The 15,314-nt window shown below is 46.8% G+C and carries 10 protein-coding genes, 2 tRNA genes, 3 rRNA genes and 1 riboswitch; all 15 genes read right to left on the reverse strand.

The annotated features are described in order from the left end of the window. Window positions 1-14: 14 nt before the first annotated feature. Window positions 15-1,433 carry an amidophosphoribosyltransferase gene (gene purF, locus QUF49_RS19540; RefSeq protein WP_289497359.1) on the reverse strand — a complete coding sequence of 473 codons (1,419 nt, stop codon included), beginning with the start codon at window positions 1,431-1,433 and terminating at the stop codon, window positions 15-17. Beyond that, window positions 1,409-3,640, reverse strand: coding sequence for a phosphoribosylformylglycinamidine synthase subunit PurL (gene purL / locus QUF49_RS19545; RefSeq protein WP_289497360.1), 2,232 nt, complete (start codon window positions 3,638-3,640; stop codon window positions 1,409-1,411). The genes purF and purL overlap by 25 nt, the downstream gene beginning before the upstream one ends. Beyond that, window positions 3,624-4,307, reverse strand: a complete 684-nt coding sequence (gene purQ / locus QUF49_RS19550; RefSeq protein WP_289497361.1) for a phosphoribosylformylglycinamidine synthase subunit PurQ — start codon at window positions 4,305-4,307, stop codon at window positions 3,624-3,626. The genes purL and purQ overlap by 17 nt, the downstream gene beginning before the upstream one ends. Continuing rightward, window positions 4,304-4,558 carry a phosphoribosylformylglycinamidine synthase subunit PurS gene (purS, locus tag QUF49_RS19555; RefSeq protein ID WP_137791366.1) on the reverse strand — a complete coding sequence of 85 codons (255 nt, stop codon included), beginning with the start codon at window positions 4,556-4,558 and terminating at the stop codon, window positions 4,304-4,306. The genes purQ and purS overlap by 4 nt, the downstream gene beginning before the upstream one ends. Beyond that, window positions 4,546-5,268: a phosphoribosylaminoimidazolesuccinocarboxamide synthase gene (gene purC / locus QUF49_RS19560; RefSeq protein ID WP_289497362.1), complete on the reverse strand. Its 723-nt coding sequence runs from the start codon at window positions 5,266-5,268 to the stop codon at window positions 4,546-4,548. The genes purS and purC overlap by 13 nt, the downstream gene beginning before the upstream one ends. 329 nt (window positions 5,269-5,597) lie before the next feature. Then, a complete protein-coding gene (gene purB / locus QUF49_RS19565) occupies window positions 5,598-6,890 on the reverse strand; it encodes an adenylosuccinate lyase (protein ID WP_153236641.1) in 1,293 nt (430 codons plus the stop codon). After that, window positions 6,887-8,041, reverse strand: coding sequence for a 5-(carboxyamino)imidazole ribonucleotide synthase (gene purK, locus QUF49_RS19570; protein ID WP_289497364.1), 1,155 nt, complete (start codon window positions 8,039-8,041; stop codon window positions 6,887-6,889). Before purK ends, purB begins: the two co-directional genes overlap by 4 nt. Further along, window positions 8,034-8,519, reverse strand: a complete 486-nt coding sequence (gene purE, locus QUF49_RS19575) for a 5-(carboxyamino)imidazole ribonucleotide mutase (protein WP_289497366.1) — start codon at window positions 8,517-8,519, stop codon at window positions 8,034-8,036. Before purE ends, purK begins: the two co-directional genes overlap by 8 nt. Before the next feature lie 106 nt (window positions 8,520-8,625). Continuing rightward, window positions 8,626-8,728: riboswitch (purine riboswitch) on the reverse strand. Between the two features lie 82 nt (window positions 8,729-8,810). Continuing rightward, entirely contained in the window at window positions 8,811-9,014 is a 204-nt protein-coding gene (locus QUF49_RS19580) for an NETI motif-containing protein (RefSeq protein WP_289497367.1), read from the reverse strand. A 3-nt stretch (window positions 9,015-9,017) separates the two neighbouring features. Next, entirely contained in the window at window positions 9,018-9,545 is a 528-nt protein-coding gene (locus QUF49_RS19585; protein ID WP_066242783.1) for a DUF2179 domain-containing protein, read from the reverse strand. 544 nt (window positions 9,546-10,089) lie between these two features. Beyond that, window positions 10,090-10,205 (reverse strand): 5S ribosomal RNA (gene rrf, locus QUF49_RS19590). Between the two features lie 89 nt (window positions 10,206-10,294). Continuing rightward, a 23S ribosomal RNA gene (locus tag QUF49_RS19595) occupies window positions 10,295-13,231 on the reverse strand. Between the two features lie 131 nt (window positions 13,232-13,362). Beyond that, window positions 13,363-13,438, reverse strand: a tRNA-Ala gene (locus QUF49_RS19600). Between the two features lie 26 nt (window positions 13,439-13,464). Then, window positions 13,465-13,541, reverse strand: a tRNA-Ile gene (locus QUF49_RS19605). 88 nt (window positions 13,542-13,629) lie between these two features. After that, window positions 13,630-15,179 (reverse strand): 16S ribosomal RNA (locus tag QUF49_RS19610). The 16S, 23S and 5S rRNA genes sit together here with 2 tRNA genes alongside, the layout of an rRNA operon. Window positions 15,180-15,314 lie beyond the last annotated feature (135 nt).

Here is a 15,314-nt window from a genome sequence, read left to right on the forward strand (position 1 = left end):
CGTCTTCTCCCCCTTTAAACAAGCTCTTTTTCATATGGTAAAACCGTATCTGGGTAAATTTCTGTCGGATATCGTCCTGTAAAACACGCTAAACATTGCCCGCAGTTCGGCTCTGCATTCGAGCGTCCGATGCCCTCCATCAACCCTTCAACCGAAATAAAAGCTAATGAATCCGCTCCGATAATTTCACGAATCTCATCAACGGAATGCTTAGAAGCGATGAGTTCTGCACGCTCTGACGTATCGATGCCGTAATAGCATGGATGAGCAATCGGCGGTGCGGTAATCCGCACATGAACCTCTGTCGCGCCCGCGGCACGCAGCATCTTCACAATACGGCGGCTCGTCGTTCCGCGTACGATTGAGTCATCGACCATCACGACACGCTTGCCTTCTACGATACCTCGAACCGGTGAAAGCTTCATCTTTACACCAAGTTCACGAAGCTCTTGAGAAGGCTGTATGAATGTTCGGCCAACATAGCGGTTTTTGATCAAACCGATCTCATACGGAATGCCTGATGCCTCTGCATAACCGATTGCAGCTGAAATACTGGAATCAGGCACACCTGTTACAACATCCGCTTCGATCGGTGCTTCCTCAAACATCTTTTTCCCAAGGCTTTTACGCGCCGCATGAACGTTGATTCCTTCAATGTTGCTGTCTGGTCTTGAAAAATAAATATATTCCATTGAACACATGGAGCGCTGAACAGATGTTGAGAACGTATCAACCGTTAACCCATCTTCATTAATGATAAGAAGTTCTCCTGGCTGCACGTCACGCACGTATGTTGCTCCAACTACGTCAAACGCACACGTTTCAGAAGCGACTACATACGCATCACCAAGCATGCCTAGAGACAATGGACGCAGTCCGTTCGGGTCCAGTGCTACCATCATTTCGTTTTCTGTCATGACTAAGAATGCATACGCGCCTTTTAGCATCGTTAATGCGTTTTGCACTTTTTCTTTTAGTGTAAAGTAACCACTTCGCTTAATCAGATGAGCAAGAACTTCTGTATCCGATGTTGTCTGAAAAATGCTGCCTTGTGATTCCAGCTGATGCTTTAGCGCATTGGCATTCACCAAGTTTCCGTTATGTGCAAGAGCAAGTGAGCTCGTTTGCGAACGGAACAATAATGGCTGAACGTTGGCAAGCTCATTGCCGCCTGCCGTGGAATACCGGACATGACCGATTGCACCATGTCCGATCAATCCTTCTAGTTCGCCTTTGCTGAACACATCGTTTACTAAGCCGCTTCCTTTATGAATGCGTAAACGTTCACCGTCTGTTACAACGATTCCCGCTCCTTCTTGTCCGCGGTGCTGCAGGCTGTGCAGACCGTAATACGTTAGTTGCGCAGCATCCGGGTGACCCCAAATACCGAAAACACCACATTCTTCGTTTAAGCCTTTGATGTCAGCAAGCATGGAATAGCTCCTTTCCAGGCGTCTTGCATCTCCTGGAGCGTACAGGATAACAGCTCTTCACCCTGCTCATTATCAATCGCTAGACCGCTCTCAGAACGTACAAAACCTATGATTTTTGCGTCTTTTACAAGCTGTTGGAACTCATCTTGATTTTCTGGTTTTACAGTGACTAAGAAACGGGATTGAGATTCACCGAAAAGGCTGCCGATCGGCTCATCTGTTAACGTAACGCTCGCTCCTACTTTACCGTCCATCACAGACTCAGCAAGTGCTACAGACAATCCACCTTCTGCAACGTCATGAGCTGACGCGATCAGTCCTTTTTGAATCGCCGCTAAAAGATCACGCTGTCTTGTTTCTTCCACTTCTAGATCGATGTGAGGCGCTTTACCGAAAATGCGTCCTTCTTTCATCTTTTGAAGCTCACTTCCGCCGAACTCTGCTTTGCTCTCACCGATTAGGTAGATGATGTCTCCCGCTTCTTTAAAATCTTGCGTCACAATATGTTTCGTATCTTCAATCAAACCAACCATTCCAATAACTGGCGTTGGGTAAACGGCTACACCGTTTGTTTCGTTATATAGTGATACGTTTCCGCCGATCACTGGCGTTGCAAGCTTGTTGCAAGCGGCGCTCATACCGTCAGCCGACTTTTCAAGCTGCCAAAAGATCTCTGGCTTTTCAGGATTTCCGTAGTTTAAGCAGTCTGTAACAGCAAGCGGCTGTGCACCAGAACATACGAGATTACGAGCTGCCTCAGCAACAGCAATCTTACCGCCAACTTCAGGATCAAGATATAGATAGCGAGAGTTACAATCTGTTGTCATCGCTAAAGCTTTCTTCGTTCCTCGAATTCTTACAACGGCCGCATCCGATCCAGGTGCAACAACGGTATTCGTTCGCACCATATAATCGTACTGGTTGTAAACCCACTCTTTGCTAGCGATTGTCGGCTGCTTCAGAAGAGATAGCAATGTAGACTTGAAGCTAGTAATCTCTGGGATATAATCTTCTTGCGCTTGAAACTCAGCATAATAAGCCGGCTCTTTTGATGGCTTATGATAAACTGGTGCGTCTTCTGCAAGAGCATCTACCGGTACATCTGCTACGATCTCACCTTGATGAGTGAGGCGCAGTACTTGTTCCTCGATAACCGTTCCAACTGTTACACAGTCCAAATCCCATTTTGCGAAGATCTTTTCTACTTCATGTTCGCGGCCTTTTTCAACAACTAACAGCATGCGCTCTTGAGATTCTGATAGCATCATCTCGTATGCTGTCATTCCTGTTTCGCGCTGTGGAATAAGATCAAGGTTCATCTCGATTCCCATACCCGCTTTACTGGCCATCTCAGCAGACGAACTTGTAAGGCCTGCCGCACCCATATCTTGAATCCCAACAAGTGCATCACAATTGTGAATCAGCTCTAGACATGCTTCCATAACAAGTTTCTCCATAAAAGGATCTCCAACTTGAACAGCCGGACGCTTTTCTTCTGATGCTTCAGAAAGCTCTTCAGATGCAAACGTTGCACCGTGGATTCCGTCACGGCCAGTTTTCGCCCCAACGTACATCACAGAGTTGCCAGCACCCTTCGCTTGACCCTTTTTAATATCCTTATGATCGATCAGACCCACACACATCGCGTTCACGAGCGGATTGCCTTCATATGACGGGTCAAATTGAACTTCTCCTCCAACCGTCGGAATTCCGATACAGTTGCCGTAACCTGCGATCCCCGCTACCACTTGCTCGAACAAATACTTCACGCGCGGTGATTCTAGCTCTCCAAAACGAAGCGAGTTCAGCATCGCGATCGGACGCGCTCCCATCGAGAAAACGTCACGGATGATTCCGCCGACACCTGTTGCAGCTCCTTGGTAAGGCTCGATTGCTGAAGGATGGTTATGAGATTCGATCTTGAAAACAACCGCTTGACCGTCACCGATATCCACAATTCCAGCACCTTCACCAGGACCTTGAAGTACGCGCTCACCTTTCGTAGGGAACTTGCTTAGAACAGGCTTTGAATTTTTATAAGAACAGTGCTCACTCCACATAACAGAAAACAGTCCTGTTTCTGTCCAGTTAGGAGATCTGCCGATAATCTTTTCTACGAGTTCAAACTCTGAATCACTTAAACCCATCTCACGGTATAATTTTTGCTCTTTAATTTGTGAACTTGTTGGTTCATGTTGCAGCGACATAACGTTCCCTCCAGCTCTTCACAATAGATTGAAATAATTTAAGACCATCTTTGCTTCCTAAAAGCTCATCGACCGCGCGTTCCGGATGCGGCATCATACCGAGTACATTGCCCTCTTTGTTCGTGATACCCGCAATGTTTTCAACCGATCCGTTCGGATTATTTTTATACGTGAATACGATCTGATTGTTTGCCTTTAGCTGTTGCAGCGTCTCTTCATCGCAATAATAGTTGCCTTCACCGTGCGCCACAGGAACGGAGATCACTTCTCCTTTTTCGTACTGAGTCGTGAAGATCGTCGATGTGTTCTCAACGACTAGCTCTTCCGGCTGGCAGATGAATTTCAATGATTCGTTGCGGCGCATCGCTCCTGGTAAAAGTCCTGTTTCCAATAAAATCTGAAATCCGTTACAAACGCCAAGAACTGGTTTTCCTTCTTTAGCTGCTTTTACAACTTCCGTCATTACGTTTGAAAATTGCGCGATGGCGCCAGTGCGGAGGTAATCTCCGTAAGAGAAACCGCCTGGCAATAAAATACCGTCAAATTGGCTTAAGTTCGTTGCATCATGCCAAACGTACTCAACTTCTGCGCCGAGCTCGTCTTTTACAGCATGATACATATCTGTGTCACAGTTTGATCCTGGAAAAACGATTACAGCAAACTTCACTGTGCGACAACCTCCTCCACCTCATACCGGTAGTCTTCAATAACCGGGTTGGATAAAAGTTTAGAACACATGTTAACGATTTTCTCATCTAGATCGTAGTCGCCTTTTTGAAGTGTTAACTCCAGATACTTACCAATACGTACATCTTCAACTTCTGACTGTCCCATTTTATGAAGCGAGCTCATCACTGCCTTGCCTTGTGGATCTAATACACTCTCTCTTAACGTTACATACACTTTTACTTTGTACATGATAGGCCTCCTAGACGTTGTAGTATTTTTTCATAAGCATCTGTTAAACTTCCTAATTCACGGCGGAATACATCTTTATCGAGCTTCTCGTTCGTTTCTGCATCCCATAAACGGCATGTGTCGGGAGAAATTTCGTCAGCGAGCATTAAGTTTCCGTTTGCATCTGTTCCGAACTCCAACTTGAAATCAACGAGCTTTACGTTTTCCTGAGCAAAATAAGATGTTAGCACTTCGTTGATTTGAATGGCTTGTTCTGAAATCTGATCGAGCTGTTCTTTCGCAGCCAAATTCATGATGTCGATGTGCTCTTCTGTAATAAGTGGATCTCCAAGATCATCATTTTTGTAGTAAAATTCGATGATTGTTCGCGGAAGGATTTGTCCCTCAGGAATCCCAGTGCGCTTTGATAAAGAACCTGCTGCGATGTTGCGAACAACCACTTCTAAGGGAATGATGGTTACCTTCTTAACGAGCTGCTCTGTTTCTGAAATGCGTTTTACAAAGTGAGACTGAATGCCTTTGTCTTTCAGCAGTTCAAATAGTATGGAAGAGATCTCGTTGTTCAGTCTGCCTTTTCCTGCGATTTCTGCTTTCTTTTCACCGTTGAATGCTGTTGCTGAGTCTTTGTAGCTTACCCACACTACTTCTTCATCTGTTGTGCGGTAGATGCGTTTCGCTTTTCCTTCGTATAGCTGCTCTAGCTTCTCCATCCTGACCCCTCCGTTATATGAAGATTCCTAATATTCGATCTTTTAAAAAAGGCAAAGAGAAAGAGAGTTCAAAATATCACTCTCTTTTTAGTTGAAGTACTTCTTAAAAGCTTTTTTAGTATGACATTGTTGTCTTTGAGAGAGGTTGATTTCCGTTCCAGATGCTCGCTTTCCGCGGGGCGGGCGGTGAGCCCCTCGCCGCTATGCGCCTTTGAGGGTCTCACCTGTCCCACTGATCCCGCAGGAGTCTCGCACCTTGCACTCCAATCAACTTGTCAATGAAGCGTTCCTAAAACAACAATCTTTAAAGATCCTTCTTATAAATCCCTTTAAAGTCCTAATCTGTCGAAGATCGTATCTACGTGTGACAGATGGTAACTGTAATCAAAGCATTCAGAGATTTCTTCAGGTGTTAGTTTTTCGGTAATTTTTTGTTCAGCTTCTACTAATGTTCTGAACTGTACGCCTTCTTCCCATGCTTGCATCGCTTTTGGCTGTACTGTGTCGTATGCTTCTTCACGTGCCATGCCTTTATCGATAAGCTTGAGAAGTACACGCTGTGAGTAGATCAATCCGTATGTGCGATCCATGTTGCGCTTCATGTTTTCTGGGAACACGGTTAGGTTCTTGATGATGTTTCCAAAACGGTTCAGCATGTAGTTCAATGCGATCGTTGCATCAGGTAAGATTACACGCTCAGCTGATGAATGTGAGATATCACGCTCATGCCATAGTGATACGTTCTCATACGCTGTCATCATGTAACCACGGATCACACGAGCCAATCCTGTCATGTTTTCTGATCCGATCGGGTTGCGTTTATGCGGCATAGCAGATGATCCTTTTTGACCTTTTGCAAAGAACTCTTCTACTTCACGCGTCTCACTCTTTTGAAGGCCGCGAACTTCTGTTGCAAACTTTTCAATGCTCGTTGCGATAAGCGCCAACGTTGACATGTAGTGTGCGTGACGGTCACGTTGCAATGTTTGAGTTGAGATCGGTGAAGCTTCTAGACCTAGCTTTTCACACACATATTTTTCAACGAAAGGATCGATGTTGGCATACGTTCCAACCGCTCCAGAGATTTTACCGAAACGAACCGTGTCAGACGCTTGCTTAAAGCGTTCTACGTTGCGTTTCATCTCTTCGTACCATAGAGCAAGCTTCAATCCGAACGTTGTTGGCTCAGCATGAACCCCGTGCGTACGACCCATCATAACGGTATATTTATGTTCTTTCGCTTTCTCAGCGAGAATCTCGACAAAACGATCAAGATCTTTTGCTAAAATATCGTTTGCTTGTTTCAAAAGGTAAGATAGTGCTGTATCAACTACGTCTGTTGAAGTCAGTCCGTAATGCACCCATTTGCGCTCTTCCCCAAGTGTTTCAGATACCGCTCGTGTAAATGCAACAACATCGTGGCGTGTTTCTTCTTCAATCTCTAAGATACGGTTAATATCAAATGATGCATTTTCGCGAAGCTTCTTTACGTCTTCTTTTGGAATGTCGCCTAGCTCAGCCCAAGCCTCACAAGCCAAAATCTCTACTTCAAGCCATGCTTGGTACTTGTTTTCATCTGTCCAAATCGCTCCCATTTCAGGGCGTGTATAGCGTTCAATCATTGTGTTACCTCCGTTTTGTTATCACTTAAAAATAGTGCGGACACTTTTTCAGCTTTTTCAAGTGCCTGTTCAATCGTATCACCTAAAACCGTGATGTGCCCCATCTTACGTTTCGCTTTCGCTTCTTTCTTTCCGTACAGATGCAGTTTCGCTTCTCCTAATTTTTCGATCTCGCGTAACACAGTCTCATGATGTTCTCCTAAAATGTTGATCATCACGGCTGGTTTTATTAAATCCGTGTTGCCGAGCGGCCAGTTGCATACTGCGCGCACGTGCTGATCGAATTGTGAAGTTTCACACGCTTCGATTGTATAATGCCCGGAGTTATGCGGACGCGGCGCCAGTTCGTTTACATAGATCGTACCGTCTTTTGCGACGAACATCTCTACGGCAAGCGTTCCAACAAGCTCTAGTTCCGTTGCGATTGACCCCGCTAAGAGCTTTGCTTGATCCGCAGTTTCGATTGTGATGCGTGCCGGTGCGATTGTTTTATGCAGGATATTATCTTTGTGTATATTCTCTGCGATTGGAAACGATTTAACCTCACCGCTCACACTTCTTGTGATGATCACAGATATTTCTTTTTCAAAATTAACCCAGGCTTCCAGCACACAATCTGTCTCTTTCTCTAAAAGTGTTGCTGCAATCTCAAGGTCACTTTCCTGCTTGATCACAAACTGCCCTTTCCCGTCATAACCGCCTCTGCACGTTTTGAGTACAGAAGGGTAACCTAAATCTTTAATTGCACTTTGTAACGAGCTGAAATCTGTTACTGGACGATACGGTGCGACAGGTACACCTGCTTTTTGAAGCGTTTCTTTTTCTTTTAAACGGTGCTGCGTGACTGCCAAGAGTCGGCTTCCTTGTGGTAAGTTCGCATTCTCTTCCAGCCAGTTCGCACTAACTGCATCTATGTTTTCAAACTCGTATGTGACAACATCGCTTCGTTCTGCAAGCTCTTTGATGCCTTCGCGATCGTCATAAGCCGCGGCAATCTGCTGATCCGCGACCTGACCGCATGGTGAATTCTCACCTGGCTCTAAAACAACAACATTCAAGCCCATTTCTCTTGCACTTAATGCCATCATGCGGCCGAGCTGTCCTCCGCCTAATATTCCGATTGTTTGTTGTGGTCGTATTGTTTTATACAAGCTGCTCACTACTTTCAATCGCCATTTGTTGTGCTGTAGCACGGCGTTGTTTTAACCGCTGTTTTATTCCTTCATCATGTACCGCTACCATCTGAGCAGCTAGAAGTCCTGCATTCGCTGCTCCGGCTTTGCCGATGGCTACCGTTGCAACAGGAACGCCTTTTGGCATCTGAACGATGGATAAAAGTGAATCCATACCGTTAAGCGCTTTGGATTGAACCGGTACACCGATAACAGGCAGAATCGTTTTTGCTGCAACCATTCCTGGCAAGTGAGCTGCACCGCCTGCTCCAGCTACGATTACCTCAATACCTCTCTGTTCCGCCTCTTCTGCGTATTGGAACATGAGATCTGGTGTACGGTGTGCAGAAACCACTTTTTTCTCGTAAGCTACTTCGAGTTCATCTAGAATGTCACACGCTTCTTTCATTGTTTCCCAATCTGAAACACTTCCCATGATCACGCCAACTTTAGCCATGGCAGCCTCCTTATTGTCAGAAAAAATAAAAAAGTCCAGTTAGTATGCTTCTCCCTAAATATGAGAGAAAGCAGCCAACTGGACATACGTATCCGATAAAAATAGACAGAAAGATGCTTTCCCTCATAGTCTGATGAAATAACGGTCATCAGGTAGAGACTTACGGGCCATATTCCCGAAATTATATGAGGGCTTTATTCTTCTGGTTTTATTGTAGCAATGGACGTTTTGTTTTGTCAACAAAAATCGAACATTATGTATCATAAAATACTTAATGTTCGTGTTTTGCTCTTATTTGATGAGTTTACCTTCAAAAACAATCCTTTGTTCCTTTACTTCTGGTTCCATTCTTCCATTACGCTTCACTTCATGAAAAACAGGCTCTTCCATACGGCGTACTGGCGTATAGCCCTCATTGGCCATACGATCCAGACAATCGGAAATGGTTTCTCCTGCTTCAACAGAAAACTTCTTCTTAGAAGGTTTCTTATCCATCTGTTACCTCCTGATGCCCTTGACCCAAAATCCGCCATGAAACGCTTTCGGCTCATGTGAAATAATAAATGCCTTCGGGTCCAAATCTTTTACTGTATTATATAGGTTCATTTCTGATTTTCGCGATGTTAAGATCTCCATCATCAAACGCTGTCCTTCACGACCTTCTGCAAGCCAGTTTGTAACACCATATCCTTTGTTGCGAAGCTCGTTCGGCAGTCCGCCTGCAAGATCAGTTGTAATAACGTTAACCGTAGTATATCCAAGTGCCAGCTTTTCTTCAATCTTCATTCCTACTAAAACACCAATTCCATAACCAACCGCATACGCAATCAGATTTTGAATCTCATTTAAGTTATCTAATACAAGCCCGAGCCCAACCACATAGATAATTACCTCGAACACACTAATAAAAGCAGCCAGGTACCTTTGTCCTTTAAGCGTCAGGATCATCCTGATCGTAAAAAACGAAACGTACACAATATTGATCAATAATATGATCCCAACCATAACAAATGCGTTATCCAACATGATGGCAAGCCTCCCAAGGTGAAAAATACTTCGTTAAGAATAACACTTTTTGGACAAGTTGGAAACTGGAGAATAGATGCAAAAACAGTTGACGTTTTTAGGGGAGTTTAGTAGGAAGTTTGGCCAATGCCAAAGTTTCCATTCTGGGTTTGAATACGAGGTTCAACGAGGTTACTTTATAGATTAAATTAAAGCTTGGCAGATGCCAAGTTTCCTTTTAGATGGTTTTAATCTCAGGGGTTGAGGTAGGAATATGGTGAAGACTTATAAATATTTTTGAGGACTTATAAACTTTGGTGAAGACTTATAAAATTTTTTGAAGACTTATAAATTCATTTGAGGACTTATAAATGTTGAGACAAGTAATTTAGACTTTTTTGCTTTCATAAAAACTCGTTATTTATATCCCGAATGTACTGTTTTCAACTTTCCAATGATTCTAAAGTTTATATTTCTAGCTATTTAATAATAAAAAGGTAAAGGAAAGCAGCCTTTTTAAAACAAAAAAAGATGGAACGAACATAAAGTTCGTCCCACCTTCTTTGCCTAGCGACGTCCTACTCTAACAGGGGGAGACCCCCAACTACCATCGGCGCTGAAGAGCTTAACTTCCGTGTTCGGTATGGGAACGGGTGTGACCTCTTCGCCATCATCACTAGACCTTATCATGACGTTAACCATGATTTATTAAGTTTAGAGAGTATGTTCTCTCAAAACTAGATACGACGTTTCCAAACGTTATGCATTTTAAGGATAAGCCCTCGACCGATTAGTATCTGTCAGCTCCACGTGTCACCACGCTTCCACACCAGACCTATCAACCTCATCATCTCTAAGGGGTCTTACTCACTTAACGTGATGGGAAATCTCATCTTGAGGGGGGCTTCATGCTTAGATGCTTTCAGCACTTATCCCGTCCACACGTAGCTACCCAGCTATGCCCCTGGCGGAACAACTGGTACACCAGCGGTGTGTCCATCCCGGTCCTCTCGTACTAAGGACAGCTCCTCTCAAATTTCCTGCGCCCGCGACGGATAGGGACCGAACTGTCTCACGACGTTCTGAACCCAGCTCGCGTACCGCTTTAATGGGCGAACAGCCCAACCCTTGGGACCTACTTCAGCCCCAGGATGCGATGAGCCGACATCGAGGTGCCAAACCTCCCCGTCGATGTGGACTCTTGGGGGAGATAAGCCTGTTATCCCCAGGGTAGCTTTTATCCGTTGAGCGATGGCCCTTCCATGCGGAACCACCGGATCACTAAGCCCGACTTTCGTCCCTGCTCGACTTGTAGGTCTCGCAGTCAAGCTCCCTTGTGCCTTTACACTCTGCGAATGATTTCCAACCATTCTGAGGGAACCTTTGGGCGCCTCCGTTACTGTTTAGGAGGCGACCGCCCCAGTCAAACTGCCCGCCTGACACTGTCTCCGAACCGGATCACGGTTCAAGGTTAGAATTTCAATACAGCCAGGGTAGTATCCCACCGACGCCTCCACCGAAGCTGGCGCTCCGGCTTCTCAGGCTCCTACCTATCCTGTACAAGCTGTACCAAAATCCAATATCAAGCTGCAGTAAAGCTCCATGGGGTCTTTCCGTCCTGTCGCGGGTAACCTGCATCTTCACAGGTACTATAATTTCACCGGGTCTCTCGTTGAGACAGTATCCAAGTCGTTACACCTTTCGTGCGGGTCGGAACTTACCCGACAAGGAATTTCGCTACCTTAGGACCGTTATAGTTACGGCCGCCGTTTACTGGGGCTTCAATTCAGAGCTTCTCCGTAAGGATAACCCCTCCTCTTAACCTTCCAGCACCGGGCAGGTGTCAGCCCCTATACTTCACCTTGCGGTTTCGCAGAGACCTGTGTTTTTGCTAAACAGTCGCTTGGATCTATTCACTGCGGCTCTCTCGGGCGATAAACCCTATCAGAGCACCCCTTCTCCCGAAGTTACGGGGTCATTTTGCCGAGTTCCTTAACGAGAGTTCTCCCGATCATCTTAGGATTCTCTCCTCGCCTACCTGTGTCGGTTTGCGGTACGGGCACCTCTTTCCTCACTAGAGGCTTTTCTTGGCAGTGTAGGATCAGGGACTTCGGTACTAAAATTTCCCTCGCCATCACAGCTCAGCCTTCACGTTGGGCGGATTTGCCTACCCAACAGCCTAACTGCTTAGACGCACTATTCCATCAGTGCGCTCACCCTACCTTACTGCGTCCCCCCATTGTTCAAACGGAAAGGAGGTGGTACAGGAATATCAACCTGTTATCCATCGCCTACGCTTTTCAGCCTCGGCTTAGGCCCCGACTAACCCTGAGCGGACGAGCCTTCCTCAGGAAACCTTAGGCTTTCGATGGACAAGATTCTCACTTGTCTTTCGCTACTCATACCGGCATTCTCACTTCAAAGCGCTCCACCAGTCCTTCCGGTCTGACTTCGCTGCACTTCGAACGCTCCCCTACCCCTGTACCATACGGTACAAGCCATAGCTTCGGTGATACGTTTAGCCCCGTTACATTTTCGGCGCAGAGTCACTCGACCAGTGAGCTATTACGCACTCTTTAAATGGTGGCTGCTTCTAAGCCAACATCCTGGTTGTCTGGGCAACTCCACATCCTTTGCCACTTAACGTATACTTTGGGACCTTAGCTGATGGTCTGGGCTGTTTCCCTTTTGACTACGGATCTTATCACTCGCAGTCTGACTCCCGCGGATAATTCTCTGGCATTCGGAGTTTGACTGAATTCGGTAACCCTGTGGGGGCCCCTAGTCCAATCAGTGCTCTACCTCCAGGAATCTTGCCGCGAGGCTAGCCCTAAAGCTATTTCGGGGAGAACCAGCTATCTCCGTGTTCGATTGGCATTTCACCCCTACCCACACCTCATCCCCGCACTTTTCAACGTGCGTGGGTTCGGGCCTCCATTCAGTGTTACCTGAACTTCACCCTGGACATGGGTAGATCACACGGTTTCGGGTCTACGACCACGTACTATGTCGCCCTATTCAGACTCGCTTTCGCTGCGGCTCCGTCTTATCAACTTAACCTTGCACGGGATCGTAACTCGCCGGTTCATTCTACAAAAGGCACGCCGTCACCCGTTAATGGGCTCCGACTACTTGTAGGCACACGGTTTCAGGATCTATTTCACTCCCCTTCCGGGGTGCTTTTCACCTTTCCCTCACGGTACTGGTTCACTATCGGTCACTAGGGAGTATTTAGCCTTGGGAGATGGTCCTCCCGGATTCCGACGGGGTTTCACGTGTCCCGCCGTACTCAGGATCCACTCAGGAGAGAACGAAGTTTCAGCTACAGGGCTGTTACCTTCTTTGGCTGGCCTTTCCAGACCGCTTCACCTACTTCGTTCCTTTGTAACTCCATGTAGAGTGTCCTACAACCCCAGAGGGCAAGCCCTCTGGTTTGGGCTGTTTCCGTTTCGCTCGCCGCTACTCAGGAAATCGCATTTGCTTTCTCTTCCTCCGGGTACTTAGATGTTTCAGTTCCCCGGGTCTGCCTTCTCATACCCTATGTATTCAGATATGGATACCATCCCATTACGGATGGTGGGTTCCCCCATTCGGAAATCCCCGGATCAATGCTTACTTACAGCTCCCCGAGGCATATCGGTGTTCGTCCCGTCCTTCTTCGGCTCCTAGTGCCAAGGCATCCACCGTGCGCCCTTTCTAGCTTAACCTTATATGATGTTTACACATCAAGATCTTGCTTGGCGCAGATAAATATCTATCTGCCTTGCATATTGTTTGGATGTCGATATCTAGTTTTCAAAGAACACAATTTAAAAATGCATCATCGTAAGATGTGCAATGGTGGAGCTTAGCGGGATCGAACCGCTGACCTCCTGCGTGCAAGGCAGGCGCTCTCCCAGCTGAGCTAAAGCCCCTTAATGGGATAATGAAATTATGAAAATGGTGGGCCTAAATGGACTCGAACCATCGACCTCACGCTTATCAGGCGTGCGCTCTAACCAGCTGAGCTATAGGCCCCTAAAGGAAGTTAAGTTCCTTCAAAACTGAACAAAAGAAGAATAGGTGTACTTACGAAACAGTCGAAGCTGTTTCATAATCTCCATAGAAAGGAGGTGATCCAGCCGCACCTTCCGATACGGCTACCTTGTTACGACTTCACCCCAATCATCTGTCCCACCTTCGGCGGCTGGCTCCCAAAAGGGTTACCCCACCGACTTCGGGTGTTACAAACTCTCGTGGTGTGACGGGCGGTGTGTACAAGGCCCGGGAACGTATTCACCGCGGCATGCTGATCCGCGATTACTAGCAATTCCGGCTTCATGTAGGCGAGTTGCAGCCTACAATCCGAACTGAGAATGACTTTTTGGGATTGGCTTGGCCTCGCGGCTTCGCAACCCTTTGTATCATCCATTGTAGCACGTGTGTAGCCCAGGTCATAAGGGGCATGATGATTTGACGTCATCCCCACCTTCCTCCGGTTTGTCACCGGCAGTCACCTTAGAGTGCCCAACTGAATGCTGGCAACTAAGGTCAAGGGTTGCGCTCGTTGCGGGACTTAACCCAACATCTCACGACACGAGCTGACGACAACCATGCACCACCTGTCACTTTGTCCCCCGAAGGGGAAAGCTCTATCTCTAGAGTGGTCAAAGGATGTCAAGACCTGGTAAGGTTCTTCGCGTTGCTTCGAATTAAACCACATGCTCCACTGCTTGTGCGGGCCCCCGTCAATTCCTTTGAGTTTCAACCTTGCGGTCGTACTCCCCAGGCGGAGTGCTTAATGTGTTAACTTCAGCACTGAGGGTGGAACCCCCCAACACCTAGCACTCATCGTTTACGGCGTGGACTACCAGGGTATCTAATCCTGTTTGCTCCCCACGCTTTCGCGCCTCAGCGTCAGTTACAGGCCAAAAAGCCGCCTTCGCCACTGGTGTTCCTCCACATCTCTACGCATTTCACCGCTACACGTGGAATTCCACTTTTCTCTCCTGCACTCAAGTCTCCCAGTTTCCAATGACCCTCCACGGTTGAGCCGTGGGCTTTCACATCAGACTTAAGAGACCGCCTGCGCGCGCTTTACGCCCAATAATTCCGGATAACGCTTGCCACCTACGTATTACCGCGGCTGCTGGCACGTAGTTAGCCGTGGCTTTCTGGTTAGGTACCGTCAAGGTACGAGCAGTTACTCTCGTACTTGTTCTTCTCTAACAACAGAGCTTTACGACCCGAAGGCCTTCATCGCTCACGCGGCGTTGCTCGGTCAGGCTTTCGCCCATTGCCGAAGATTCCCTACTGCTGCCTCCCGTAGGAGTCTGGGCCGTGTCTCAGTCCCAGTGTGGCCGATCACCCTCTCAGGTCGGCTACGCATCGTCGCCTTGGTGAGCCGTTACCTCACCAACTAGCTAATGCGCCGCGGGCTCATCTGTAAGTGTCAGCCGAAACCGACTTTCAAAAAGAAGAAATGCTTCTTCTCTTGTTATCCGGTATTAGCCCCGGTTTCCCGGAGTTATCCCCGTCTTACAGGCAGATTACCCACGTGTTACTCACCCGTCCGCCGCTAAATCAGAGGAGCAAGCTCCTCTTCATTCGCTCGACTTGCATGTATTAGGCACGCCGCCAGCGTTCATCCTGAGCCAGGATCAAACTCTCCATAAAAGTGTTTGTCTTGCTCGATTTTAAAACTGACGGAATTAAATTTAATTCCTTACCTATTTCTTTTGTTCAGTTTTCAAAGAACTTTTTTCTTTATCGCGTCACTCTCTTAAAGCAGCGACAAAAACTATCTTAACA

It is taken from the genome of Fictibacillus sp. b24 (assembly GCF_030348825.1).
Taxonomy (GTDB): Bacteria; Bacillota; Bacilli; order Bacillales; family Fictibacillaceae; genus Fictibacillus.

Excerpts from the sequence above, each read along its gene's own strand:
- purB (WP_153236641.1), bottom strand. The coding sequence starts at position 6,890 with ATGATTGAACGCTATACACGCCCTGAAATGGGAGCGATTTGGACAGAT.
- purS (WP_137791366.1), bottom strand. The coding sequence starts at position 4,558 with ATGTACAAAGTAAAAGTGTATGTAACGTTAAGAGAGAGTGTATTAGAT.
- QUF49_RS19585 (WP_066242783.1), bottom strand. The coding sequence starts at position 9,545 with ATGTTGGATAACGCATTTGTTATGGTTGGGATCATATTATTGATCAAT.
- purL (WP_289497360.1), bottom strand. The coding sequence starts at position 3,640 with ATGTCGCTGCAACATGAACCAACAAGTTCACAAATTAAAGAGCAAAAA.
- QUF49_RS19580 (WP_289497367.1), bottom strand. The coding sequence starts at position 9,014 with ATGGATAAGAAACCTTCTAAGAAGAAGTTTTCTGTTGAAGCAGGAGAA.
- purF (WP_289497359.1), bottom strand. The coding sequence starts at position 1,433 with ATGCTTGCTGACATCAAAGGCTTAAACGAAGAATGTGGTGTTTTCGGT.
- purC (WP_289497362.1), bottom strand. The coding sequence starts at position 5,268 with ATGGAGAAGCTAGAGCAGCTATACGAAGGAAAAGCGAAACGCATCTAC.
- purE (WP_289497366.1), bottom strand. The coding sequence starts at position 8,519 with ATGGCTAAAGTTGGCGTGATCATGGGAAGTGTTTCAGATTGGGAAACA.